35 protein-coding genes are annotated in these 22,411 nt (G+C 59.7%); 2 read left to right on the plus strand and 33 right to left on the minus strand.

The window, feature by feature from the left end; genetic code table 11:
* Window positions 1-3: 3 nt before the first annotated feature.
* Window positions 4-2,214: a cytochrome c biogenesis protein ResB gene (locus L0U84_RS18235; protein ID WP_233851578.1), complete on the minus strand. Its 2,211-nt coding sequence runs from the start codon at window positions 2,212-2,214 to the stop codon at window positions 4-6.
* Between the two features lie 117 nt (window positions 2,215-2,331).
* Complete coding sequence (locus L0U84_RS18240) at window positions 2,332-2,985, minus strand: c-type cytochrome (RefSeq protein ID WP_233852061.1); 654 nt, start codon at window positions 2,983-2,985, stop codon at window positions 2,332-2,334.
* Between the two features lie 220 nt (window positions 2,986-3,205).
* Here L0U84_RS18240 and yihA point away from each other — a divergent pair, with 220 nt between their 5' ends.
* Together yihA and hemB are read left to right on the plus strand one after the other, a co-directional pair.
* Entirely contained in the window at window positions 3,206-3,868 is a 663-nt protein-coding gene (gene yihA, locus L0U84_RS18245) for a ribosome biogenesis GTP-binding protein YihA/YsxC (RefSeq protein WP_129958919.1), read from the plus strand.
* A gap of 276 nt (window positions 3,869-4,144) precedes the next feature.
* Complete coding sequence (gene hemB / locus L0U84_RS18250) at window positions 4,145-5,143, plus strand: porphobilinogen synthase (RefSeq protein WP_233851579.1); 999 nt, start codon at window positions 4,145-4,147, stop codon at window positions 5,141-5,143.
* Window positions 5,144-5,266: 123 nt separating this feature from the next.
* Here the strand turns inward: hemB and dsbD are convergent, their stop codons facing one another.
* The 31 genes from dsbD to rpsJ form a co-directional block, all read right to left on the minus strand.
* On the minus strand, window positions 5,267-7,147 hold the full coding sequence (dsbD, locus tag L0U84_RS18255) for a protein-disulfide reductase DsbD (protein ID WP_233851580.1): 1,881 nt from the start codon (window positions 7,145-7,147) through the stop codon (window positions 5,267-5,269).
* A complete protein-coding gene (gene cutA / locus L0U84_RS18260; RefSeq protein ID WP_233852062.1) occupies window positions 7,140-7,466 on the minus strand; it encodes a divalent-cation tolerance protein CutA in 327 nt (108 codons plus the stop codon). The genes dsbD and cutA overlap by 8 nt, the downstream gene beginning before the upstream one ends.
* A 197-nt stretch (window positions 7,467-7,663) precedes the next feature.
* Complete coding sequence (gene rplQ, locus L0U84_RS18265) at window positions 7,664-8,056, minus strand: 50S ribosomal protein L17 (RefSeq protein WP_008923330.1); 393 nt, start codon at window positions 8,054-8,056, stop codon at window positions 7,664-7,666.
* A 192-nt stretch (window positions 8,057-8,248) separates the two neighbouring features.
* The gene (locus L0U84_RS18270; RefSeq protein ID WP_233851582.1) at window positions 8,249-9,226 is read right to left on the minus strand and encodes a DNA-directed RNA polymerase subunit alpha; all 978 of its coding nucleotides are present in this window, start codon (window positions 9,224-9,226) and stop codon (window positions 8,249-8,251) included.
* A gap of 124 nt (window positions 9,227-9,350) precedes the next feature.
* The gene (gene rpsD, locus L0U84_RS18275; protein ID WP_013090752.1) at window positions 9,351-9,974 is read right to left on the minus strand and encodes a 30S ribosomal protein S4; all 624 of its coding nucleotides are present in this window, start codon (window positions 9,972-9,974) and stop codon (window positions 9,351-9,353) included.
* Between the two features lie 147 nt (window positions 9,975-10,121).
* Window positions 10,122-10,526 (minus strand): 30S ribosomal protein S11, encoded by a 405-nt coding sequence (gene rpsK, locus L0U84_RS18280; protein WP_006052224.1) that lies wholly within the window; start codon window positions 10,524-10,526, stop codon window positions 10,122-10,124.
* A gap of 28 nt (window positions 10,527-10,554) precedes the next feature.
* Window positions 10,555-10,920 carry a 30S ribosomal protein S13 gene (rpsM, locus tag L0U84_RS18285; protein ID WP_013589830.1) on the minus strand — a complete coding sequence of 122 codons (366 nt, stop codon included), beginning with the start codon at window positions 10,918-10,920 and terminating at the stop codon, window positions 10,555-10,557.
* A gap of 41 nt (window positions 10,921-10,961) precedes the next feature.
* Complete coding sequence (gene rpmJ / locus L0U84_RS18290) at window positions 10,962-11,078, minus strand: 50S ribosomal protein L36 (protein WP_004199844.1); 117 nt, start codon at window positions 11,076-11,078, stop codon at window positions 10,962-10,964.
* 20 nt (window positions 11,079-11,098) lie between these two features.
* Window positions 11,099-11,317 (minus strand): translation initiation factor IF-1, encoded by a 219-nt coding sequence (gene infA / locus L0U84_RS18295; protein ID WP_004521905.1) that lies wholly within the window; start codon window positions 11,315-11,317, stop codon window positions 11,099-11,101.
* An 8-nt stretch (window positions 11,318-11,325) separates the two neighbouring features.
* A complete protein-coding gene (gene secY, locus L0U84_RS18300; RefSeq protein WP_075303260.1) occupies window positions 11,326-12,672 on the minus strand; it encodes a preprotein translocase subunit SecY in 1,347 nt (448 codons plus the stop codon).
* A 46-nt stretch (window positions 12,673-12,718) separates the two neighbouring features.
* The gene (gene rplO / locus L0U84_RS18305; RefSeq protein ID WP_075303261.1) at window positions 12,719-13,153 is read right to left on the minus strand and encodes a 50S ribosomal protein L15; all 435 of its coding nucleotides are present in this window, start codon (window positions 13,151-13,153) and stop codon (window positions 12,719-12,721) included.
* A 29-nt stretch (window positions 13,154-13,182) separates the two neighbouring features.
* Window positions 13,183-13,365, minus strand: coding sequence for a 50S ribosomal protein L30 (rpmD, locus tag L0U84_RS18310; protein ID WP_233851583.1), 183 nt, complete (start codon window positions 13,363-13,365; stop codon window positions 13,183-13,185).
* Window positions 13,366-13,376: 11 nt separating this feature from the next.
* Window positions 13,377-13,895, minus strand: a complete 519-nt coding sequence (rpsE, locus tag L0U84_RS18315; protein ID WP_233851584.1) for a 30S ribosomal protein S5 — start codon at window positions 13,893-13,895, stop codon at window positions 13,377-13,379.
* Window positions 13,896-13,909: 14 nt separating this feature from the next.
* A complete protein-coding gene (rplR, locus tag L0U84_RS18320) occupies window positions 13,910-14,275 on the minus strand; it encodes a 50S ribosomal protein L18 (protein ID WP_008923336.1) in 366 nt (121 codons plus the stop codon).
* Between the two features lie 12 nt (window positions 14,276-14,287).
* Entirely contained in the window at window positions 14,288-14,818 is a 531-nt protein-coding gene (gene rplF / locus L0U84_RS18325; RefSeq protein ID WP_233851585.1) for a 50S ribosomal protein L6, read from the minus strand.
* An 18-nt stretch (window positions 14,819-14,836) separates the two neighbouring features.
* Window positions 14,837-15,232 carry a 30S ribosomal protein S8 gene (gene rpsH, locus L0U84_RS18330; protein ID WP_006052216.1) on the minus strand — a complete coding sequence of 132 codons (396 nt, stop codon included), beginning with the start codon at window positions 15,230-15,232 and terminating at the stop codon, window positions 14,837-14,839.
* Between the two features lie 14 nt (window positions 15,233-15,246).
* Window positions 15,247-15,552 (minus strand): 30S ribosomal protein S14, encoded by a 306-nt coding sequence (gene rpsN / locus L0U84_RS18335; protein WP_006052215.1) that lies wholly within the window; start codon window positions 15,550-15,552, stop codon window positions 15,247-15,249.
* A gap of 7 nt (window positions 15,553-15,559) precedes the next feature.
* Window positions 15,560-16,099, minus strand: coding sequence for a 50S ribosomal protein L5 (gene rplE, locus L0U84_RS18340; RefSeq protein WP_008923339.1), 540 nt, complete (start codon window positions 16,097-16,099; stop codon window positions 15,560-15,562).
* Between the two features lie 16 nt (window positions 16,100-16,115).
* On the minus strand, window positions 16,116-16,424 hold the full coding sequence (rplX, locus tag L0U84_RS18345) for a 50S ribosomal protein L24 (RefSeq protein ID WP_008923340.1): 309 nt from the start codon (window positions 16,422-16,424) through the stop codon (window positions 16,116-16,118).
* Between the two features lie 9 nt (window positions 16,425-16,433).
* On the minus strand, window positions 16,434-16,802 hold the full coding sequence (gene rplN / locus L0U84_RS18350; protein ID WP_006052212.1) for a 50S ribosomal protein L14: 369 nt from the start codon (window positions 16,800-16,802) through the stop codon (window positions 16,434-16,436).
* Between the two features lie 290 nt (window positions 16,803-17,092).
* Window positions 17,093-17,365 (minus strand): 30S ribosomal protein S17, encoded by a 273-nt coding sequence (gene rpsQ, locus L0U84_RS18355; protein WP_007180129.1) that lies wholly within the window; start codon window positions 17,363-17,365, stop codon window positions 17,093-17,095.
* Window positions 17,362-17,556, minus strand: coding sequence for a 50S ribosomal protein L29 (gene rpmC / locus L0U84_RS18360; RefSeq protein ID WP_007180130.1), 195 nt, complete (start codon window positions 17,554-17,556; stop codon window positions 17,362-17,364). Before rpmC ends, rpsQ begins: the two co-directional genes overlap by 4 nt.
* Before the next feature lie 10 nt (window positions 17,557-17,566).
* The gene (gene rplP / locus L0U84_RS18365) at window positions 17,567-17,983 is read right to left on the minus strand and encodes a 50S ribosomal protein L16 (RefSeq protein WP_008923342.1); all 417 of its coding nucleotides are present in this window, start codon (window positions 17,981-17,983) and stop codon (window positions 17,567-17,569) included.
* Window positions 17,984-17,985: 2 nt separating this feature from the next.
* Window positions 17,986-18,792 (minus strand): 30S ribosomal protein S3, encoded by an 807-nt coding sequence (gene rpsC, locus L0U84_RS18370; protein ID WP_012434570.1) that lies wholly within the window; start codon window positions 18,790-18,792, stop codon window positions 17,986-17,988.
* Window positions 18,793-18,803: 11 nt separating this feature from the next.
* Entirely contained in the window at window positions 18,804-19,133 is a 330-nt protein-coding gene (rplV, locus tag L0U84_RS18375) for a 50S ribosomal protein L22 (protein WP_007730533.1), read from the minus strand.
* A 12-nt stretch (window positions 19,134-19,145) separates the two neighbouring features.
* The gene (gene rpsS, locus L0U84_RS18380; RefSeq protein WP_027797286.1) at window positions 19,146-19,421 is read right to left on the minus strand and encodes a 30S ribosomal protein S19; all 276 of its coding nucleotides are present in this window, start codon (window positions 19,419-19,421) and stop codon (window positions 19,146-19,148) included.
* A 10-nt stretch (window positions 19,422-19,431) separates the two neighbouring features.
* Window positions 19,432-20,259: a 50S ribosomal protein L2 gene (gene rplB / locus L0U84_RS18385; protein ID WP_008923344.1), complete on the minus strand. Its 828-nt coding sequence runs from the start codon at window positions 20,257-20,259 to the stop codon at window positions 19,432-19,434.
* 2 nt (window positions 20,260-20,261) lie between these two features.
* Window positions 20,262-20,576 (minus strand): 50S ribosomal protein L23, encoded by a 315-nt coding sequence (gene rplW / locus L0U84_RS18390; protein ID WP_008923345.1) that lies wholly within the window; start codon window positions 20,574-20,576, stop codon window positions 20,262-20,264.
* Window positions 20,573-21,193 (minus strand): 50S ribosomal protein L4, encoded by a 621-nt coding sequence (rplD, locus tag L0U84_RS18395; RefSeq protein ID WP_007180136.1) that lies wholly within the window; start codon window positions 21,191-21,193, stop codon window positions 20,573-20,575. The genes rplW and rplD overlap by 4 nt, the downstream gene beginning before the upstream one ends.
* Window positions 21,193-21,852 (minus strand): 50S ribosomal protein L3, encoded by a 660-nt coding sequence (rplC, locus tag L0U84_RS18400; protein WP_233851586.1) that lies wholly within the window; start codon window positions 21,850-21,852, stop codon window positions 21,193-21,195. Before rplC ends, rplD begins: the two co-directional genes overlap by 1 nt.
* A gap of 200 nt (window positions 21,853-22,052) precedes the next feature.
* A complete protein-coding gene (gene rpsJ / locus L0U84_RS18405; RefSeq protein ID WP_006998489.1) occupies window positions 22,053-22,364 on the minus strand; it encodes a 30S ribosomal protein S10 in 312 nt (103 codons plus the stop codon).
* Window positions 22,365-22,411 lie beyond the last annotated feature (47 nt).

Raw genomic sequence — 22,411 nt, forward strand, 5'->3', positions numbered from 1 at the left:
ATCTTACCGGGTCGAATCCTGTGAGCTTGCCGACGCTGCGGCGGCCTGAGCGGCCGGGGTGGCATCGGCTGCTTCGATGAGCTTCGCGCCCAGCGCGGCGCTCACGGCATCACGCGTCTGGACGAACTCCTTCTCGAAGTCTAGCGTCTTACGCGCGCTCGACATCGCCATCACGACGCTCGTGCCATGGTCCGTATCCTTGAGCCAGAACCACAAACGACGTTCGCGGACGTAGAACATCGAAAAGATGCCCAATACGAGAAGCAGGCTGCCAAGATACACGACTTTTTTGCCCGGCGCGCGCGTCAACTGAAATACCGAAGCTTGCACCTGCTTGAATGAGTCAAGCTGCAAATAGACCGGCGATCCATACAGAAAGCTGTCGGATATCGCATTAAGCGAACTCTGGATGAAGCGGCTCGTCTCCGCGTTGGCCGCCGCCGCGGGCTCGCCGAGCTGCTGGCGTGACAGTTGCCACAAGTCCCACGTCACGCCTTCGAGCATGCGCAGCAGCAGACCCGCGGCTTTTTCCTGCTCACCCTTCGGTACCGACTGGTCGATGAAACCAGCGATTGCCTGGAAGCCGCCGAGCCTTTCTCCATTCGGCAGCTTCAAGTTGCTGTCGGCGCCTGCAAAAAGGGTCAGCACCCGCAAGGCGCTTTCCTCCAGATGCTGCTGCAATTCCGCATTCGAGCCCGGCACCGAGCGCTGCGCGAACTGATGAGCGGCCATGGCGCGTTGGTTCGGGTCTTCGAGCGTGGCGCGCAGATTCATCCATTCCTTGAGCGTGCCGCCGCTGTCGGCGGGAATGCGCAGGTAGCGGAACGGATCGTCGGGATTCACGCGCATGCCGGCGAGGAACATCTTCTCGCCGTTCACGTCGACCGGCAGCATGTAGTTGTTGTACTCGCGCGCCTGGCCGTCCTTGCCGCGAATCTTGTACTGCACCGACGGACCGACGTTGTGCAGATCGAGCGGCTTCGAGGTCTTCGCGCCGGAGCCGAGGCGCTCGTCGAACGCTTCCTTCAGCGAGTGTTGCGCGGCGACCCCGCGCGCGTCGTGCTGACCATTGCCGTTCGAGATGTTTTCGACGTTGATCGCGCGGAAGTCGGTGAATTCGACGGTCTGGCCGTCGGCGAGCGGCGTAGCTGTGCTCAACGGAGCGCTGCCGCCGATCGTGCCGCCAAACGGTGCGGGCTTCGCGCTCGGGCCGGACATCGGGAAGGCCGTCATCTGCATCTGCGAGCCGCCGTCCTGGAAGCTCGATTGATAAATCGATACGCCGTCGTATTCGAACGGCTTGTTGACCTCGACGCGCGCCGGCACGCGCGCGCCGGTCTTGTGATCGATCACGACGATGTCGCTCGCGAACAGCTTCGGCATGCCGGTCGAGTAGTAATCGACGATGAACTTGTTGAGCTCGATGGAAAACGGCAGGTCCTGGATCAGCGAGCCGTTGGGCTGATTCAGGATCGCGGTCGACACGTGCTGACCTTCGGGTACCCACGCATAGCCGCGAAATGTCGGGTTCGATTGCGACAGACGATGCTCGGGCGGAATCTCGTTGATCACCGTGTTCGAGTTGATCGGCGACTTGTCGAACAGCCACATTTGCAGCTTGATCGGCAGATTGCTGTCGAGCAGGCCGCCCAGGCAGATCACGACGATCGCGACATGCGCGGAGATGTAGCCGAACTTCGTCAGCGCGCCGCGCTTCGCGGCGATCAGCGTCGCGCCGTCCGACTCGCGCGTGACGAACTTGTAGCCGAGCTTCGCTGACAGTTTGGCGAGCACCGCCGTCGACTGCGCGCGCGAGCCATGCACCGCGAACTCGCCCTTGTGATGGAACGCGCGCAGGCTGCCTTCGCGAACCTTGTCCTTCCAGCTCTTGGCGTCCGCGACCATCTTCGGCGCATTGCGGATCACGCACAGCGACACCGACACCATCAGGAAGCCGAGGATCAGCATGAACCACCACGAGCTGTACACCGTGTAGAGGCTCAGCGCGCGGAAGATGTCCGCCCAGAACGGACCAAACTGGTTGACGTAGTTGGGATACGGATCGTCCTGCGTGAGGACGGTACCGATGATGCTGGCGATCGACAGAATCACGAGCAGCGCGATGGCGAAACGCATCGAACTCAGGAGCTCGATGGTGCTGCGCATGACGCGATTGCCCGACTTCGACTGCAGACCCGATGTGGTGACGCTCATTCAAACTCCGACTGAACAGCAAAAAAGGGTGAAGGGCTGTCGTAGCTACGACACCCTCACCCTTTTCTTGTTTTCACCGGCCTCGCCGGGCCGGTTGGATTCGCGCGGGCGAGCCGCTTAATGCAGGCCCGCGATGTAGTCGGCAACCGCCTTGATCTCGTTGTCCGACAGACGCGATGCTATCGCATGCATCGCGTCGTTGTTATTACGAGCGCCCGGCCCTTGCGTGAACGCGGTCAACTGCGTCACCGAGTACTCGGCCCACTGCCCCGACAGGCGGGGATACTGGATCGGAATGCCCTGCCCCGTGGGCCCGTGGCAGGCGGCACAGGCCGGCACGCCGCGGTCGGCAATCCCACCGCGATAGATCTGCTGACCCTGCGCGACGGTGTTCTTGTTATGCGCATAGCCTGGCTTGGGCGTCTGCGTCGAGAAGTAAGCCGCGACGTTGATCATGTCCTGATCGGAAAGCGCGGCAGCCATGCCCGCCATGATCGCATTGTTGCGCGCGGCCTGTTTGGCGCCCGGCTGAGTCTTGAAATCTCTAAGCTGCTTGACGAGATACTCAGGATGCTGGCCCGCCAGCTTCGGGTATGCGCCGCCGGCACTGTTGCCGTCTGCGCCGTGACATGACGCACATACCTGTACCGCGATTGCCTGTCCCCGATTGATGTCCGGCTTTGCCGGATCTGCTGCTCGTGCCTGAATTGCCAAACCTGAAAGACCTGCCGTTACATGAAGCACCATCAGCGTCTTGCACAGTCGATTCATTCGCACACCCTGTCTCGTCTTGTGGGATTTTAGAGGTTCTGCAAAGTACGACGACGGCGACCGAGTGACCGCCAGGAGCCGCCAAGGCACGTGGGGCGGCCTCCTAAGGTTTTCAGTAAACCATCGTATTGTACAATAACTCGCTAATCGCTTAGACGCCAGTCGGGCTTGACCCCGTTCTCCCTGCGGGCTCCGCAGCGTCTTCAATCTGGCTTCCACCATGCACTTCCTGCTCCACGAATCCCGCTTCTATACCACCGTCAATCATCTGCGTGATCTGCCGGCCACCGCGCAGCCCGAGATCGCTTTTGCGGGACGCTCGAACGCGGGCAAGTCGACCGCGATCAACGTGCTCTGCAATCAGAAGCGACTTGCGTTTGCGAGTAAGACCCCCGGCCGCACGCAGCACATCAATTATTTTTCGGTCGGCAAGGCGGATGAGCCCGCCGCCTATCTGGTCGACCTGCCGGGCTACGGTTATGCGGAAGTGCCGGGCGCGGCAAAGGCACACTGGGAGGCGCTGCTGTCCACGTATCTGCAATCGCGCTCACAACTGCGCGGCATGATCCTGATGATGGATTCGCGCCGTCCGCTGACGGAGCTCGATCGACGCATGATCGAGTGGTTCGCGCCGACCGGCAAGCCGATCCACACGCTGCTCACCAAATGCGACAAATTGACGCGCCAGGAAAGCACGAACGCATTGCGCACCGCTCAGAAGGGACTGGCCGAATATCGGGCCGCGGGATATCGCGGCGAGTTGACCGCGCAGCTCTTTTCGGCGCTCAAGCGAACGGGGCTCGATGAAGCGCATGAGCTGATCGAGAGCTGGCTGATCCCGGATGCAGCGGGCGAAACAGGCGAAACGCCGGCCGCAGGCTGAACGCATATCGATCCCGAAATTCCGCAGCGCGTGACATGGCTGGAAAACCCTCATCGGAGCACGTTTGCGCTCGCACATAAAAAAACCCGCCGCTTGAACGGCGGGTCAAACAGCCTAATCGAAAAACGACAGGCACCCGCTCAGGGAGGAGAAGCGGGGAGGTCAGCGCTAGGCGCCTTGCTCGATCGGTATGATATACCATTGTCTCGAAAAGTTTCCGGGAGCGGAGCCAGGCGCGATTGGTCCACTCCACCTATCCACGATCTTCGATTCGATATGAGCTTCTACCCGCACTACCGCCCGCGCCGCATGCGCCGTGACGACTTCTCGCGTCGCATGATGCGCGAAAACATCCTCACCACCAACGATCTGATTTACCCCGTATTCATCGTCGAAGGCACGAACGTGCGACAGGCCGTGCCGTCGATGCCGGGCGTCGATCGCGTGTCGGTCGATCTGCTGATGGGCGTCGCCGAGCAGTGCGTCGAACTGGGCGTGCCGGTTTTGTCACTGTTTCCCGCGATCGAGCCCTCGCTGAAAACGCCCGATGGCCGCGAAGCGGCCAACCCGGCCGGCCTGATCCCGCGCGCAGTGCGTGAATTGAAGAAGAATTTCCCGGAGCTCGGCGTGCTCACCGACGTCGCACTCGATCCCTACACGAGTCACGGTCAGGACGGCGTGCTCGACGAAACCGGTTACGTGATCAACGACGAAACCGTCGAGATCCTCGTCGAGCAGGCGCGTGCGCAGGCGGAAGCCGGCGTCGATATCGTCGCGCCGTCGGACATGATGGACGGCCGCATCGGCGCGATCCGCGAAATGCTCGAGAGTGAGGACCACATTCATACGCGCATCATGGCGTACGCAGCGAAGTACGCTTCGGCGTTCTACGGCCCGTTCCGCGATGCCGTCGGTTCCGCGACGAATCTCGGCAAGAGCAACAAGATGACCTACCAGATGGACCCCGCCAATTCTTACGAGGCGTTGCGCGAGGTGCAGGCCGACATCAACGAAGGCGCGGACATGGTAATGGTCAAGCCGGGCATGCCGTATCTGGACATCGTGCGCCGCGTGAAAGACGAGTTCCAGTTCCCCACCTACGTGTACCAGGTGAGCGGCGAATACGCGATGCTGAAGGCCGCCGCGCAGAACGGCTGGCTCGATCACGACAAGGTCATGATGGAATCGTTGCTCGCGTTCAAGCGTGCCGGTGCGGACGGCGTGCTGACGTATTTCGCACTGGATGCCGCAAAGATCCTGCGTTTGCAGAAGTAAGTCGGGCGCGGTTTAGCGCGCGGCGGTCGAGAAAAAACGGAGGCGAACCTTAGGGTTTCGCCTCCGTTTTTTCATGCTGCTCGCTTGTACCGCCTTGGCCAGGCAATGCGTCGCGGCGTTCGATTACACTCCCGATGCCCTGACGCGATCCAGCGTGCGCAGGAATTTATCCGCCGATTCGTAGCCGACCACCCGCAGCACTTCCTTGCCACCCTGATCGAAGAAAATAATCCCCGGGGGCCCGAACAGGTTGAAGCGCTTGAGCAGCGCCTGGTCGTCGGTATTGTTCGCGGTGACGTCGGCGCGCAGCAGATTCATCTGCTTCAGCTTCGCCTGAACGCGCGGGTCGCTGAAGGTGAATTTCTCCATCTCCCTGCAGCTCACGCACCAGTCCGCGTAAAAATCCAGCATGGCAGGTTGTGCGACCGTTCTGACGGCCTGGTCGAGCTGATCCGATGAACGTACCGGCGCGAACGTCAAATCGCTTTGCGACGCCGACGCTGCCGCGCTGGAGCCATTTTTCGCGACGCTCGACTGATTGCCGGCGCGAGCCGCGAGCACCGCCAGCGGTCGCAGCGGATCCGACGATCCCGCCGCGAGGCCAACCAGAAGCGCGGCCGCCCAGACCGCCATCACGACGCCGACCGCCCGGCCGAGCCGGTGCCATATCGAGCCGCCCGCAACCGACTTGGCAAACAGGCCCAGCGCAACCGCGGCGATCAGCAGCCAGAGCGCGCTCAACAGCATCGACGCCGCGCCGCCGAGCACGGGCCAAACGATCCACAGGGCCGCGGCGAGCAGAACGACGCCGAAAAACACTTTTACGCTGTCCATCCACTTGCCCGCGCGCGGCAGCAGCGTACCCGCGCCGAGGCCAATGATCAGCAGCGGCACCCCTAGCCCGATGCCCATTGAGAACAACGCCGCGCCGCCGAGCACGGCATTGCCGGTATGCGCAATGAACGCGAGCACCGCAAAAAGCGGCGCCGTCATGCAAGCGCCGACGACCAGCGCCGACAGCGCGCCCATCGCGGCGACCGCGGTAAATTTGCCGCCCGAGCGCCCTGCCGAAGCGCTCGACATGCGGTCGCGCCAACGCGGCGGCAGTTCGAGATCCACGCCTGCGATTAGCAGCAGCGCGAAAATCGTCAGAAGCACACCGAACGCGCCGAGCACCCACGGATTTTGCAGCCATGCGCCGAGACTCTGTCCGACGAGCGCCGCCGCAACCCCCAGCACCGTGTACACGAGCGCCATGCCGATCACATACGCGAGCGACAGCGCGAAACCACGCCCGCGCGTGACGCGCGCCCCCTCTCCGATGATGATCGCCGACAGAATTGGAATCATCGGATACGAGCACGGCAGCAGGCTCAGAATCGCGCCCGCAACGAAATAAAGCCCAACGATCGCAAAGAAGCCACCACGCTGCAGCAGCGACTGCGCGTAGTCGGCACTGGTCGCGCGTTCGTACCAGGGTTCGTCGTCAGTGAGGGCCGATTGTTGCGCGGTTGGGGGCGCTGCACCGCTGCCCGCCGGCTGCAGCGCCGCTCCGCTCACGTGGTACACGCGTTCCATCGGGGGATAGCAGATGCCTGCGTCGGCACAGCCCTGCGACGTCACCGCAACATCGAACGGTCCGGCAGCCTGCTTGACCGGAACACGAATCGTCAGCTCGTTGCGATATGTCTCGACATTCTTGTTGAACGTCTGATCAAACTTCACGTGACCCGCCGGGAGTTGAGGCTCACCAAGCGTCGCTGTGCCGTTGCGGGTCGCGAATGCGAAGCGCTCCCGGTACATGTAGTAGCCGTCCGCAATCTTGTACGTGACGACCACTTCGCCGGGCTGTTCGGTCGCGCTAAACCGGAATGCGACCGACGGGTCGAGGAAGTCATCCGCGGCGCGCGCGAAGGTGACGACTTGCGCGAGGAACACGAAGCCGAGCAGAAAGAATACGGTGCGCAGCGCAGCGCGCGCGTGCCGGTCGGGACCGTTAAACATGAAGAGGGCGTTCGGTTTCAGCAGTGATCCACTGGCCGTAGGCGGCGGAGGCCGTCGCTTGCCATGAGAGGATTTCCGGCGTGTCGTAAGGATGGTGAGCCTGAATATATTGCTCCAGTTCGAGCGCGCGAGCGGCGCTGGTCTTGAACAGCAACTGGAACTCCTGCGCGGTTTCGATCGTGCCCTGCCAGTGATAGCTCGACTGCACGCTACCTAGCTGCGTCACGCACGCGCAAAGGCGCGCGGCGAGCGCGTCGCCCGCGAGCTTTTGAGCGACTGCCGCATCCGGCACCGTTGTCAGCATCAAGGTCACATTCATACTCACACCAAGCTCCGCCGGCGCAGGATTTCGATCCCAATATCGTATCACCTAGCCCTATGGCCCCGCAGAGCGCCATACGGCGCGGCCGCGGCATTTGGTCACTGCGACACGGCCTTCGACATCGATGAAAAATCTGCCGCCAAAAAAACAAAAAAGCCAGGCGATGGCCTGGCTTTTTGTCGAAGCTAAGTAACTTACTCGGCTTCCTGCACTTCCGTTTCTTCAACTTCCGGACGGTCGAGCAATTCGACCAGTGCCATCGGTGCGTTGTCGCCAACGCGGAAGCCGAACTTCAGCACGCGCAGGTAGCCGCCCGGACGGGTTGCATAGCGCGGGCCAAGCACTTCGAACAGCTTGGTGACCGAGTCACGATCGCGCAGGCGGTTGAACGCCAGACGACGGTTTGCCAGCGACGGCTTCTTGCCGAGCGTGATCAGCGGCTCGACGACTTTACGGAGTTCCTTGGCCTTCGGCAGCGTGGTCTTGATGACTTCGTGCTCGATCAGCGAGTTGGACATGTTACGGAGCATTGCCAGACGGTGGCTGCTCGTGCGGTTCAGTTTCCGCAGACCATGACGGTGACGCATGTTAATTCCTTCGGTTCAAAGTTTTGGTCCAGCTCTTCTATCGCACTCGTTCTGCCCAATCGGCAGCAGAAAGTGAGTGCACGGGCCGGTAGTGAAAAAAGACAAGACGCGGATTTTAAAGGAAAATCCGCGTCTTTGCCAGTACGGTACAGGGGTGCAACTCGCGGGGTTACACCCGAACGACTCGTCGGCTTACTTGTCGAGACCAGCCGGCGGCCAGTTTTCGAGCTTCATGCCGAGCGTCAGGCCGCGCGACGCCAAAACTTCCTTGATCTCGTTCAGCGACTTGCGACCCAGATTCGGTGTCTTGAGCAGCTCGTTTTCCGTACGCTGGATAAGGTCGCCGATGTAATAGATGTTCTCGGCCTTCAGGCAGTTCGCGGATCGAACCGTCAGTTCGAGATCGTCGACCGGGCGTAGCAGGATCGGATCGATCTGCGGTGCGCGCGAAGGTGCTTCCGCTGCTGCTTCAGTGCCTTCCAGCGCCGCGAACACCGACAGCTGATCGACCAGAATCCGTGCCGATTGACGGATCGCTTCTTCCGGCGAGATCACACCGTTGGTCTCGATGTTCATCACGAGCTTGTCGAGGTCGGTGCGCTGCTCGACACGAGCGCTTTCGACCGCGTAGCTGACGCGACGAACCGGCGAGAACGACGCGTCAAGTACGATCCGGCCAATGATCTTGGCTGACTCTTCACCGTAGCGACGCACATTGCCCGGCACATAGCCACGGCCCTTTTCCACCTTGATCTGCACGTCGAGCTTGCCGCCCTTTGACAGATGCGCAATCACATGATCCGGGTTGATGACTTCGCAATCGTGTGCGAGTTCGATATCGCCGGCCGTGACCACGCCTTCGCCTTCCTTACGCAGCGCAACCGTCACTTCGTCGCGGTTATGCAGCTTGAAGACGACACCCTTCAGGTTCAACAACAGGTTGACCACATCCTCTTGCACACCGTCGAGCGTCGAATACTCATGCACGACGCCTGCGATCGTCACTTCGGTCGGCGCATAGCCTACCATCGACGACAACAGCACGCGCCGAAGCGCGTTACCCAAGGTGTGGCCATAACCGCGTTCAAACGGTTCCATGACCACTTTCGCGTGGCTCTCGCCAAGCGATTCAACTGCGATGATCTTGGGCTTCAACAAACTGGTTTGCATAGGTTTTCCTTTTCAATACCCTCGGCTCGTTACACCGATAAGGCTGACCGGTAACAACCTGAAAATAAACAGCCGAGACGCCCCCTTGCGCAACGCAATCAGGGCGCCCCGGCCGTCAATCCGATTACCGCGAATACAATTCGACGATCAGGCTTTCGTTGATGTCGCCAGCGATGTCGCTGCGCTCCGGCTTCTGCTTGAAGGTACCTTCGAACTTCTTCGCGTCGACCGCGACCCAGCTCGGCATGCCGCCTTGTTCAGCGAGCGACAGGGCTTCGATGATACGAGCCTGCTTGCGCTTCTGTTCGCGCACGGCGACGACGTCGCCAGCCTTCACTTGCATCGACGGGATGTTCGTCACGACGCCGTTCACCGTGATTGCCTTGTGGCCCACGAGCTGACGCGCTTCAGCGCGCGTCGAGCCGAAGCCCATGCGATACACGACGTTGTCCAGACGCGATTCGAGCAGTTGCAGCAGGTTTTCACCCGTGTTGCCCTTCAGGCGGTCTGCTTCAGCGAAGTAGCGACGGAACTGGCGCTCGAGGACGCCGTAGATACGCTTTACTTTTTGCTTTTCACGCAGCTGCGTGCCATAGTCGGACGTACGTGCTCCCGATGTGCGGCCGTGCTGGCCGGGCTTGCTGTCAAGTTTGCACTTGTCAGCGAGCGAACGGCGCGCGCTCTTCAGGAAGAGGTCGGTGCCTTCACGGCGGGACAGCTTGGCCTTAGGGCCGATATAACGTGCCACGTTGATTCCTTCTGTAATTTATCACGCGAATGCTTCCACTCGCGCTAGTCCGAACCCTTTGGGTCGAACGGTGGGCTTAGTCAATTCAACAATGCGCGCAGCCCGCCGCCGCGCAAGGCGGCAACAGGCGCTCGCAAAACCAGCGTCTTAGATACGACGACGCTTCGGCGGACGGCAGCCGTTGTGCGGGACCGGCGTCACGTCGGAGATCGCGGTGATCTTGATGCCAAGACCATGCAGCGCGCGCACCGCCGATTCACGGCCAGGACCGGGGCCCTTGATCCGCACTTCGAGGTTCTTCACGCCGTATTCCATCGCCACTCGGCCAGCCGATTCGGCTGCAACCTGAGCTGCAAACGGGGTCGACTTACGCGAACCCTTGAAGCCCTGGCCACCCGACGTTGCCCAGGCAAGCGCGTTGCCTTGACGGTCGGTGATCGTGATGATGGTGTTGTTGAACGACGCGTGAACGTGAACCACGCCCTCGGCGACGTTCTTCTTGACCTTCTTGCGAACGCGTTGCGCCGCGGAGTTGTTCGAAGCCTTAGCCATTACGTTTTCCTGTAACTGTCAGTTCCGCTTACTTCTTCAGCGATTGCGCTGCACGACGCGGACCCTTGCGCGTACGGGCATTCGTACGCGTACGCTGGCCGCGCAGGGGAAGCCCCTTACGATGCCGCACGCCACGATAGCAGCCGAGATCCATCAGGCGCTTGATGTTCATCGTCGTTTCACGGCGCAGATCGCCTTCAACGATGAACTTGCCGACTTCTTCACGCAGCTTTTCGAGGTCTGCGTCAGTCAGGTCTTTGACCTTCTTCGAAAATGCCACACCAGCAGCGACGCAAATGTCGCGCGAGCGCGTGCGACCGACACCGTAAATAGCCGTCAGGCCGATTTCAGTATGCTGGTGATTCGGGATGTTAACCCCTGCGATACGAGCCATTGTTTTTCCTCAAACAAAAAGCGCAAGCAAAAGCGCGGCGTTCAGCCTTGACGCTGTTTGTGGCGCGGATCAGAGCTGCAAATCACGCGCACAACGCCTTTGCGCTTGATGATCTTGCAATTGCGGCAAATGCGCTTAACCGATGCCATCACTTTCATGATATTACCCTTTTTTCAAATCACTTCGCCCGGAACACGATCCGCGCACGCGACAGATCGTAAGGCGTCAATTCAACCGTCACCTTGTCGCCCGGCAAAATCCGGATGTAGTGCATCCGCATCTTGCCGGATATGTGTCCCAAAACGACATGGCCGTTTTCCAGCTTCACCCTGAAGGTAGCGTTAGGCAGGTTCTCGATTACTTCGCCCTGCATCTGGATAACATCGTCTTTGGCCATAAGTCCTTTCAACGCATCGGGACGCCGCCGCCTTTGAAATTAGCTTTCTTCAGCAGCGATTCATACTGTTGCGACATAACGTACGACTGCACCTGCGCCATGAAATCCATTGTGACGACGACAATGATCAGCAGCGACGTTCCACCAAAATAAAACGGCACGTTCCAGCGCAGCACCAGAAATTCGGGCAGCAGGCAAACGAACACGATGTAGATCGCACCGGCCAGCGTCAGACGCGTGAGGATGCGGTCAATATATCGCGCCGTCTGATCGCCCGGGCGGATGCCAGGGACGAAAGCGCCGCTCTTTTTCAGGTTGTCGGCCGTTTCCCTGCTGTTGAACACCAGTGCGGTGTAGAAAAAGCAGAAGAAGACGATCGCCAACGCGTACAGCAACACGTACACGGGTTGACCGGGCTTCAGGGCTTCGGCTACGTTGTGCAACGTGTCTGCGAACCAGCTGGTACGCGAACCCGAACTAAACCAGTTCAGGATGGTTGCCGGGAAGAGAATGATCGACGATGCGAAGATCGGCGGAATCACGCCCGACATGTTCAGCTTCAGCGGCAAATGCGAAGACTGGCCGCCGTAAATCTTGTTGCCCACCTGCCGCTTTGCGTAGTTCACAAGAATCTTGCGCTGGCCGCGTTCGATGAACACCACCAGATACGTCACAGCAGCAATCAGCGCGACGACGATGATCGCCGAGATGATGCTCATCGAGCCGGTTCGCACCAGTTCAAAGAGACCACCGATTGCGTTCGGGAAACCCGCCGCAATACCACCGAAAATGATGATCGAGATACCGTTACCGAGCCCACGCTCCGTGATCTGCTCACCCAGCCACATCAGGAACATCGTGCCGGTCACCAGCGTCACGACCGTCGTCAAGCGGAATACCATCCCCGGATCGATCACAAGGCCCGGCTGATTCTCAAGCGCGACGGCGATGCCGAACGCCTGAAACGTCGCCAGCACGACCGTGAAGATCCGCGTGTACTGCGTAATCTTCCGCTGACCTGCCTGCCCTTCCTTTTTCAGCGCCTCGAGCTGCGGCGAGACGATCGCCAGCAACTGCATGATGATCGACGCCGAAATGTAGGGCATGATGCCCAGCGCGAAAATCGTGAACCGCGAAAGTGCGCCACCCGAGAACATGTTGAACATGCCAAGGATGCCGCCCGACTGGCTTTGGAACAACTTTGCCAGTTGGTCCGGGTCGATACCCGGCACCGGAATATGCGCGCCGATACGGTAGACGACCAGCGCCAGCAGCAGGAACACTGCTCGACGACGCAGATCGCCAAACTTCGCCGCGCCGCGACCGGGTTTTGCGAGACTCGGGCTGTTAGCCAAGTACCTTCTCCGATGCAAATGCTAGTGACGGCAAATAACTTGCGCGTTACTCGGCAAAAGAGCCACCGGCTGCTTCGATAGCAGCGCGTGCACCCTTCGTCGCACCCAGACCCTTCACAACGACCTTGCGCTTGAGCTCGCCCGTTGCAATGATCTTGGCGCTACGGATCAGCTCGCCGACCAGGCCGGCTTGCTTGAGAGCCAGCAGATCGATTTCGTCGACCGGCAGCTTCTCGAGATCCGACAGACGCACTTCACCGACGAATTCCTTCGTCAGCGAGGTGAAGCCGCGCTTCGGCAGGCGACGTTGGAGCGGCATCTGACCGCCTTCGAAGCCAACCTTGTGAAAGCCGCCCGAACGCGACTTCTGACCCTTGTGACCACGGCCAGCGGTCTTGCCGAGGCCGGAGCCGATGCCGCGACCAACGCGACGCTTGGCGTGCTTCGCGCCTTCAGCCGGCTTCAGGTTATTCAATTCCATTATCAACTCCTTGAGTCCTGGTCAGCCGCTTAGCCGATGACCTTAACGAGGTACGAAACCTTGTTGATCATGCCGCGCACAGCCGGCGTGTCCTGCAACTCGCTAACCGAGTTGACTCGGCGCAGGCCCAGGCCACGCACCGTTGCACGGTGCGATTCACGGGTGCCGATCAGGCTCTTGACGAGCTGGATCTTGACAGTTTTATCAGACATGGTGTCCACCTTTAGCCCAGAATGTCTTCGACGGACTTGCCACGCTTCGCAGCGATATCGGCCGGCGTGGACTGCTTGCGCAGACCGTCGAGCGTCGCACGAACGAGGTTGTACGGGTTCGTCGAACCGTGGCTCTTGGCCACGACGTTCTGCACGCCCATCACGTCGAACACTGCGCGCATCGGGCCGCCAGCGATCACGCCGGTACCGTCCTTCGCCGGAGCGAGGAGGACCGTCGATGCGCCGTGCTTACCGTGCACTTCGTGTTGCAGGGTACCGTTCTTCAGCGGCACCTTGAACATGTTGCGGCGAGCCTGCTCCATTGCCTTCTGGACGGCAACCGGCACTTCCTTCGCCTTGCCCTTGCCCATACCGACGCGGCCATCACCGTCGCCAACCACGGTCAGTGCAGCGAAGCCGAGAATACGGCCACCCTTCACGACCTTGGTCACGCGGTTGACCGCGATCATCTTTTCACGAAGGCCGTCGTCGCGTTCGTCAGCCTGAACTTTAGCTTGCATCTTTGCCATGACGAATTCTTCCCTTAGAACTTGAGTCCGGCTTCGCGCGCCGCATCAGCCAGCGCTTTCACGCGGCCGTGGTAACGGAAACCCGAACGGTCGAAGGCGACGGATTCGATGCCGGCAGCCTTAGCCTTTTCTGCAATGCGCTTGCCGATCAGGGTCGCAGCAGCAACGTTGCCGCCCTTGCCCGATTGATCAGCCAGTTGAGCACGCACTTCGGCTTCGAGCGTCGACGCGCTGGCCAGCACCTTGGTGCCGCACGGCGAGAACACTTGCGCATAGATGTGCGTGTTCGTGCGATGCACGGCGAGACGCGCGACCTGCAATTCAGCGATCTTGATACGCGTCTGACGAGCGCGGCGCAGGCGAGATTGAGTCTTATCCATGATTGCGCACCCTTACTTCTTCTTCGTTTCTTTGAGGATCACAACCTCATCAGCGTAACGCACGCCCTTGCCCTTGTAGGGCTCCGGCGGACGGTAGCCGCGCACTTCTGCCGCGACTTGGCCGACTTGTTGCTTGTTGATCCCCTTGATCAGAATTTCGGTTTGCGACGGGGTTTCAGCCTTAACGCCTTGCGGCATCTGGTGCACCACCGGGTGCGAGAAACCCAGCGACAGATTCAGCTTGTCGCCTTGCGCCTGTGCGCGGTAACCGACGCCAACCAGCGTCAGCTTGCGCTCGAAACCCTTCGTCACGCCGTGCACCATGTTCGCAACCAGTGCGCGCATCGTGCCCGACATCGCATTCGCTTCGCGGCTTTCGTCGACCGGCTCGAACTTCAGCGTGCCGTTGTCGTTCACCACTTTCACGAGGCTGTTAGCAGCCTGCGAAATCGTACCCAGCGGGCCCTTGACCGTGATGCTGTCGCCGCTCAGGGCCACTTCCGCGCCCTGCAGCGCGATCGGGCTTTTACCTACTCGAGACATGTTTCTCTCCTTTCGGCCTTAAGCGACGTAGCAGATGACTTCGCCGCCAACGCCCGTTGCACGTGCCTTGCGGTCGGTCATCACGCCCTTCGGCGTCGACACGATTGCCACGCCGAGGCCATTCATGACCACGGGAATGTCGTTACGGCCGCGGTACACACGCAGACCAGGCTTCGAGACGCGTTCGATGCGCTCGATGACCGGACGGCCAGCGTAATACTTCAACACGATGTTCAATTCCGACTTCGCACCTTCAGACTTCACTGCGAAATCGTCGATATAACCTTCGTCCTTCAGGACCTGCGCAATCGCAACCTTGACTTTCGACGAGGGCATAGTCACCGAAACTTTCTCAACCATCTGCGCATTGCGGATGCGAGTCAGCATATCGGCGATAGGATCACTCATGCTCATTTATGTTTCTCCTATTACCAGCTCGCCTTGGTCAGGCCAGGGATCTCGCCGCGGAACGCGATTTCACGAATCTTGTTACGCGCCAGCCCGAATTTACGGAACGTACCGCGCGGACGACCGGTAATTGCGCAACGGTTGCGCTTACGGGTCGGATTGGAGTTACGCGGCAGTTGTTGCAGTTCCAGACGTGCGGCGTAGTGCTCTTCATCCGACTTGCTCATATCACCAATGATCGCCTTCAGTTCAGCACGCTTGGGAGCGTACTTAGCAGCGAGGCGAGCACGCTTCTTTTCACGTTCGATCAGTGCCAGTTTAGCCACGGTAACCTCAGTTTCTGAACGGGAACTTGAAGCTGGCGAGCAGAGCCTTTGCTTCGTCGTCGGTCTTCGCAGTCGTCGTGATGCTGATGTTCAGCCCACGCAGTGCGTCGATCTTGTCGTAATCGATTTCGGGGAAAATGATCTGCTCTTTCACACCGATGTTGTAGTTGCCGCGACCGTCGAACGCCTTGCCCGACACGCCACGGAAGTCACGCACCCGCGGGAGCGCAACCGTCACGAAACGATCGAGGAATTCGTACATAGCCTGGCCACGCAGGGTGACCATTGCACCGATCGGATAGCCTTGACGGATCTTGAAGCCAGCAATTGCCTTGCGTGCCTTCGTGATCACCGGCTTCTGACCTGCGATCTTCGTCAGATCGCCAACAGCGTTTTCGATGATCTTCTTGTCAGCAACCGCTTCGCCAAGGCCCATGTTCAGGGTGATCTTGGTGATGCGCGGCACTTCCATCACGGACTTGTAACCGAACTTCTCGATGAGGCCGGGTACAACCTTTTCTTTGTAAAACTCTTGCAAACGAGCCATTTTTTACTCCGCAGCGTCAGGCGCTCAGCACGGCACCGGTCGTCTTAAGGAAACGGACTTTCTTGTCTCCTTCGACCTTGATGCCTACACGCGATGGCTTGCCATTCGCGTCGACCAATGCGACGTTCGAAATTTGCAGCGGCATCGTCTTGGCTTCCACACCGCCCGTCGTACCCTTCATCGGGTTCGGCTTGACGTGTTTCTTGACGAGGTTAATACCCTCGACAGTCACCGTCTCGCCGTGGACGGCCAGCACGACACCACGCTTGCCCTTATCTTTGCCGGTGATGACGATAACTTCGTCACCCTTGCGAATCTTGTTCATCGCGACTCCTTACAGCACTTCTGGCGCCAGCGAAACGATCTTCATGAATCGTTCGCTACGCAACTCGCGCGTGACAGGCCCGAAAATACGGGTACCGATCGGTTCGAGCTTGGCATTGAGCAGCACAGCTGCGTTGCCGTCGAACTTGATCAGCGAGCCGTCCTGACGGCGAACACCCTTGGCGGTGCGAACCACCACGGCGTTGTAGATTTCGCCTTTCTTCACGCGCCCGCGCGGCGTTGCCTCTTTGACAGTCACCTTGATGATGTCGCCAATGCTGGCATAACGACGCTTCGAGCCGCCGAGCACCTTGATGCACATGACTTCACGTGCACCCGTGTTGTCGGCCACTTCAAGCCGAGTTTCGGTCTGGATCATGGTTTATCTTTCCCAACTTAATCCGGTCACACCACCATGGTGCTTCCCGGTCAGTCTTGGTCCCGTCAGCCGATCGGCTGCTTGGGTTAGAACAGCAGCGACGGCAAACGAAACCCGCCATCGCAATCCGGTGAATCCTTCGGCACAGGCTGGCGCCCGAACCGCTCCCCCCACCAACTTCGCCCGCGACGGGGCTCCCATAAAGAGGGAAGACCGAGATTATATCAAATAATCCCGGCCTTGCAAGCGAAACTTACTGCGATTTCAACTACTTCTACAGCTTTGCGGCATTAGATGACGCGAGCAGCCTCGACCAGGCGAGCAACAACCCAAGCCTTCGTCTTTGAAATCGGACGAGTTTCCTGGATTTCAACGAGGTCGCCCTCGTTGTACGTGTTCGCGTCGTCATGTGCGTGGTACTTCTTCGACCGCACCACGTACTTGCCGTAGATCGGGTGCTTCACGCGGTGCTCGACCAGCACGGTAACCGTCTTGTCCATCTTGTTGCTGACGACCTTGCCGACCAGCGTCCGCTTGAGCGAGGTTTTTACGCTATCGTTCATTTCTGGTTCGCCTTCTCAGTCAGGACGGTCCGCACACGTGCGATGTCGCGACGGACCTTCTTCAGCTGACTCGTGTTCGTGAGTTGCTGGGTCGCGAGTTGCATGCGCAGGCCGAATTGCGCCTTCAACAGGTCCGACAGCTCCTTGTTGAGCGCGGCCTGATCTTTCTGGTGAAGTTCGGAAGCCTTCATCATTTGCTCCTTAGGCGCCGAGCTGACGCACGATAAACGTCGTCTTCAGCGGCAGCTTCGCTGCAGCCAGACGGAACGCTTCGCGCGCCAGTTCTTCGGTTACGCCGTCCATTTCGTACAGCATCTTGCCCGGTTGAATCTCAGCGACGTAGTACTCCGGGTTACCCTTACCGTTACCCATACGCACTTCCGCCGGCTTGGTCGAGATCGGCTTGTCCGGGAAGATCCGGATCCAGATGCGGCCACCGCGCTTGATGTGACGCGTCATTGCACGACGCGCCGCTTCGATCTGGCGCGCGGTCAGACGGCCACGACCGACAGCCTTCAGGCCGAACTCACCGAACGACACCGCGTTGCCGCGGGTAGCAACGCCGGTGTTACGACCTTTCTGCTCTTTGCGATACTTTCTGCGTTTCGGTTGCAGCATCGTTATTCTCCAGTCTTCCCGTCGCCGCCGGCACCGCCAGCACGACGAGGAGCGCCACGGCGTGCACCTGCCGGGCCACCACCTTCACCATCACGACGCGGACGGCGATCGCCACCCGGACGTGCGTTGCGGCGCGGACGCTTTTCTTCGGCGACTTCTTCGACCACCGGTGCGTCGTTGCGGCCGAGCGTGTCGCCCTTATAGACCCACACCTTCACGCCGATGATGCCGTACGTCGTCTTTGCTTCCGACGTTGCGTAGTCGATATCAGCACGCAGCGTATGAAGCGGCACGCGACCTTCGCGATACCATTCCGTACGAGCGATTTCGATACCGTTCAGACGGCCAGCGCTCATGATCTTGATGCCTTGAGCACCCAGACGCATCGCGTTCTGCATCGCACGTTTCATCGCGCGGCGGAACATGATCCGGCGCTCGAGCTGTTGCGTGATCGAATCAGCGATCAGTTGCGCATCAGTTTCCGGCTTGCGGATTTCTTCGATGTTGACGTGAACCGGAACGCCCATACGCTTTTGCAGCTCGGACTTCAGCAGTTCAATGTCTTCACCCTTCTTGCCGATCACAACACCCGGACGCGAGCTGAAAATCGTGATACGCGCGTTCTTTGCAGGACGCTCGATCACAACGCGGCCGACAGACGCGTTCTTCAGTTTCTTCTTCAGGTATTCACGAACACCGATGTCTTCCTGCAACATCGCCGCGAAATTGTTGTTGTTCGCGTACCAACGCGAAGCCCAATTGCGGCTGACGGCCAAACGGAAGCCAGTCGGATGAATTTTCTGTCCCATCGTATGACCCCTTAATTCCCGACCGTCACAGTGATGTGACAGGATTGCTTCTCGATGCGGTTACCGCGGCCTTTAGCGCGCGCGGTAAAACGCTTGAGCGATGCAGCCTTGTCGACGTAGATGCTCGTGATCTTGAGCTCGTCGATATCGGCGCCTTCGTTGTGCTCCGCATTCGCGATCGCCGACAGCACGACCTTTTTCACGATTCCCGCAGCCTTCTTCGGCGAGAACGTCAGAACGTTCAGCGCCTTGTCGACCGGCAAACCGCGGATCTGGTCAGCCACAAGGCGCGTTTTCTGCGCCGAGATGCGGGCACCGCGATGAATTGCTTTCACTTCCATCTTGATAGCCCCTTATTTCTTGGCCTTCTTGTCGGCCGCGTGACCCTTGAACGTACGGGTCAGTGCGAACTCGCCAAGCTTGTGGCCGACCATGTTTTCCGTGACATACACCGGAACGTGTTGACGGCCGTTGTGAACGGCGATCGTCAGACCGATGAAGTCCGGCAGGATCGTCGAACGACGCGACCAGGTCTTGATCGGTTTCTTATCGCGCGTAGCTGCAGCCGCCTCAACCTTCTTCAGCAAATGGGCGTCGCAGAACGGACCTTTCTTAATAGAACGTGCCATTGCCTACTCCTTAACGCTTGTGACGGCGCTGGACGATCATGCTCGTCGTGCGCTTGTTGCTGCGGGTGCGATAGCCCTTCGTCGGCGTGCCCCACGGGCTCACCGGATCGCGGCCTGCCGCAGTCTTGCCTTCGCCACCACCGTGCGGGTGGTCGACCGGGTTCATTGCAACGCCACGCACCGTCGGGCGGATGCCGCGCCAGCGGTTCGCGCCAGCCTTACCGATTTGACGGAGGCTGTGCTCTTCGTTGCCCACTTCACCGATCGTTGCGCGGCATTCAACGTGGACGCGGCGGATTTCGCCCGAACGCAGACGAACCTGCGCGTAGACGCCTTCGCGAGCCAGCAGCATCGCCGACGTACCAGCCGAACGCGCCATTTGCGCGCCCTTACCCGGCAGCATTTCGATGCAGTGAATCGTCGTACCGACCGGAATGTTGCGGATCGGCAGCGTGTTGCCTGCGCGGATCGGCGCTTCCGAACCCGACATCAGTTGCTGACCGACGGTGACACCCTTCGGAGCGATGATGTAACGGCGCTCGCCGTCTGCGTACAGAACCAGCGCGATGTTTGCGCTACGGTTCGGGTCGTATTCGAGACGCTCGACCTTTGCCGGAATACCGTCCTTCGTGCGACGGAAATCGACGACACGATAGTGATGCTTGTGACCACCACCCTTGTGGCGCGTGGTGATGTGACCGTTGTTGTTACGGCCGGCGGTCGACGACTGCGTGTCGAGCAGTGCCGCGAACGGCTTGCCCTTGTGCAATTCTTTGTTGACCACCTTGACCATCGCACGGCGACCCGGCGAAGTCGGCTTAACTTTCACGATTGCCATGATTACTTGGCCTCCGCTTCAAAGTTGATTTCCTGGCCTGGCTTCAGGCAGACGTACGCCTTCTTCACGTCCTTGCGCTTGCCCATGAAGCGACCAAAGCGCTTGGCTTTGCCCTTCGCGACCAGCACGTTGACGGAATCGACTTCCACCTTGAACAACAGCTCGACTGCAGCCTTTACTTCCTGCTTCGTGGCATCCGGCGCGACTTCGAACACAACCTGCTCGTTCTTGTCGGCAACCAGCGTCGCCTTTTCGGAGACCACCGGCGCGAGCAGGACCTGCATCAAACGATGATCGTTCTTGCGAATCTCGCTCATGACAGCAACTCCTCGATCTGGGCGACCGCAGCCTTCGTGATCAGGATCTTCTTGAAGTAGATCAGCGACAGCGGGTCGGCGTAACGCGGCTCGACAACCGCCACGTGGGCGAGGTTGCGCGACGCGAGGTACAGGTTTTCGTCAACCGTGTCGGTAATCACCAGCACGGAGTCGAGACCCATCGCCTTGAATTTTTCGGCCAGCAGCTTCGTCTTCGGTGCTTCGAGCGTCAGCTCGTCGACCACCGAGATACGGCCTTCGCGGGCCAGTTGCGAGAAGATCGAGCAGAGACCTGCGCGATGCATCTTCTTGTTGACCTTGTGCGAAAAGTTTTCTTCCGGCGAATTCGGGAAGATACGGCCACCGCCGCGCCACAGCGGGCTCGACGACATACCGGCACGGGCGCGGCCCGTACCCTTCTGGCGCCACGGCTTCTTGGTCGTGTGCTTGACCTGCTCACGATCCTTCTGCGCGCGGTTGCCACTACGGGCATTCGCCTGGTACGCAACCACCACCTGGTGAATCAGGGCTTCGTTGTAATCGCGGCCGAACACTACGTCCGACGCGCTAACGCCTGCACCTTCCTGACCATTGGCATTCAGGAGCTTAAGTTCCATTATTTCGCTCCTTTCACAGCACGCGTCTTCACGGCCGGCGTAACGAATACCTTGCCACCCTTCGCACCCGGAACGGCGCCCTTGACCAGCAGCAGCTTGCGGTCAGCGTCGATACGAGCGATTTCGAGGTTTTGCACCGTTACCTTCTCGTCACCCATGTGACCGGTCATGCGCTTACCCGGGAAAACACGACCCGGATCCTGCGCCATACCGATCGAGCCCGGCACGTTGTGCGAGCGCGAGTTACCGTGCGATGCACGGCCCGACGAGAAGTTGTAACGCTTGATGGTACCGGCGTAGCCCTTACCGATCGACACGCCTTGCACGTCGACCTTCTGGCCCACTTCGAACAGCTCGGGACCAACCACGGTGCCGCTCGACAGCTCGGCAGCCATAGCGGCATCGATCTGGAATTCTTTGAGGATTTCACCGGCTTGAACGCCGGCTTTGGCGAGATGACCTGCCAACGGCTTCGTCACGCGCGACGCGCGGCGCGTACCGAAGGTAACCTGCACAGCCGTGTAGCCGTCGGTTTCAACAGTCTTGATCTGCGTCACACGGTTGTCGGACACGTCCAGCACGGTGACGGGAATCGAATCCCCTTCAGCCGTGAAGATACGGGTCATGCCAACCTTGCGACCTACGAGTCCAAGGCTCATCGTTTTCTCCATTCCCGACTGCGATTGGTCGGGGCTAATTTACAAAATGCCGGCGCCGCTTCGGGCATGAAACCATGCTGCAGCACGCCGACTTTTTTGCGCAAATGCGCGAAAAGCCCACTATTATAGCGAGCCTTTACGTTTTTCGCAAGCAATCAATGACTTAGCGCTGTCCGGCTTACCGGACAAGGGCTGGAGCCTTACTGCAGCTTGATTTCAACGTCCACGCCAGCCGGCAGATCCAGCTTCATCAGTGCGTCAACGGTCTTGTCCGTCGGGTCGACGATGTCCATCAGACGCTGGTGCGTGCGAATTTCGAGCTGGTCACGCGACGTCTTGTTGACGTGCGGCGAACGCAGGATGTCGAAACGTTGAATGCGGGTCGGCAGGGGCACCGGACCACGAACGATTGCGCCAGTCCGCTTTGCCGTGTCGACGATTTCAGCTGCCGATTGGTCGATCAGACGATAGTCGAAAGCCTTCAGGCGAATGCGGATTTTCTGGTTCTGCATGACAAATTCCTTGAAAAGAGCGAAGCGGTATTGCACCGCCGATTGGT

It is taken from the genome of Paraburkholderia sp. HD33-4 (genome assembly GCF_021390635.1).
Classification (GTDB): Bacteria; Pseudomonadota; Gammaproteobacteria; order Burkholderiales; family Burkholderiaceae; genus Paraburkholderia.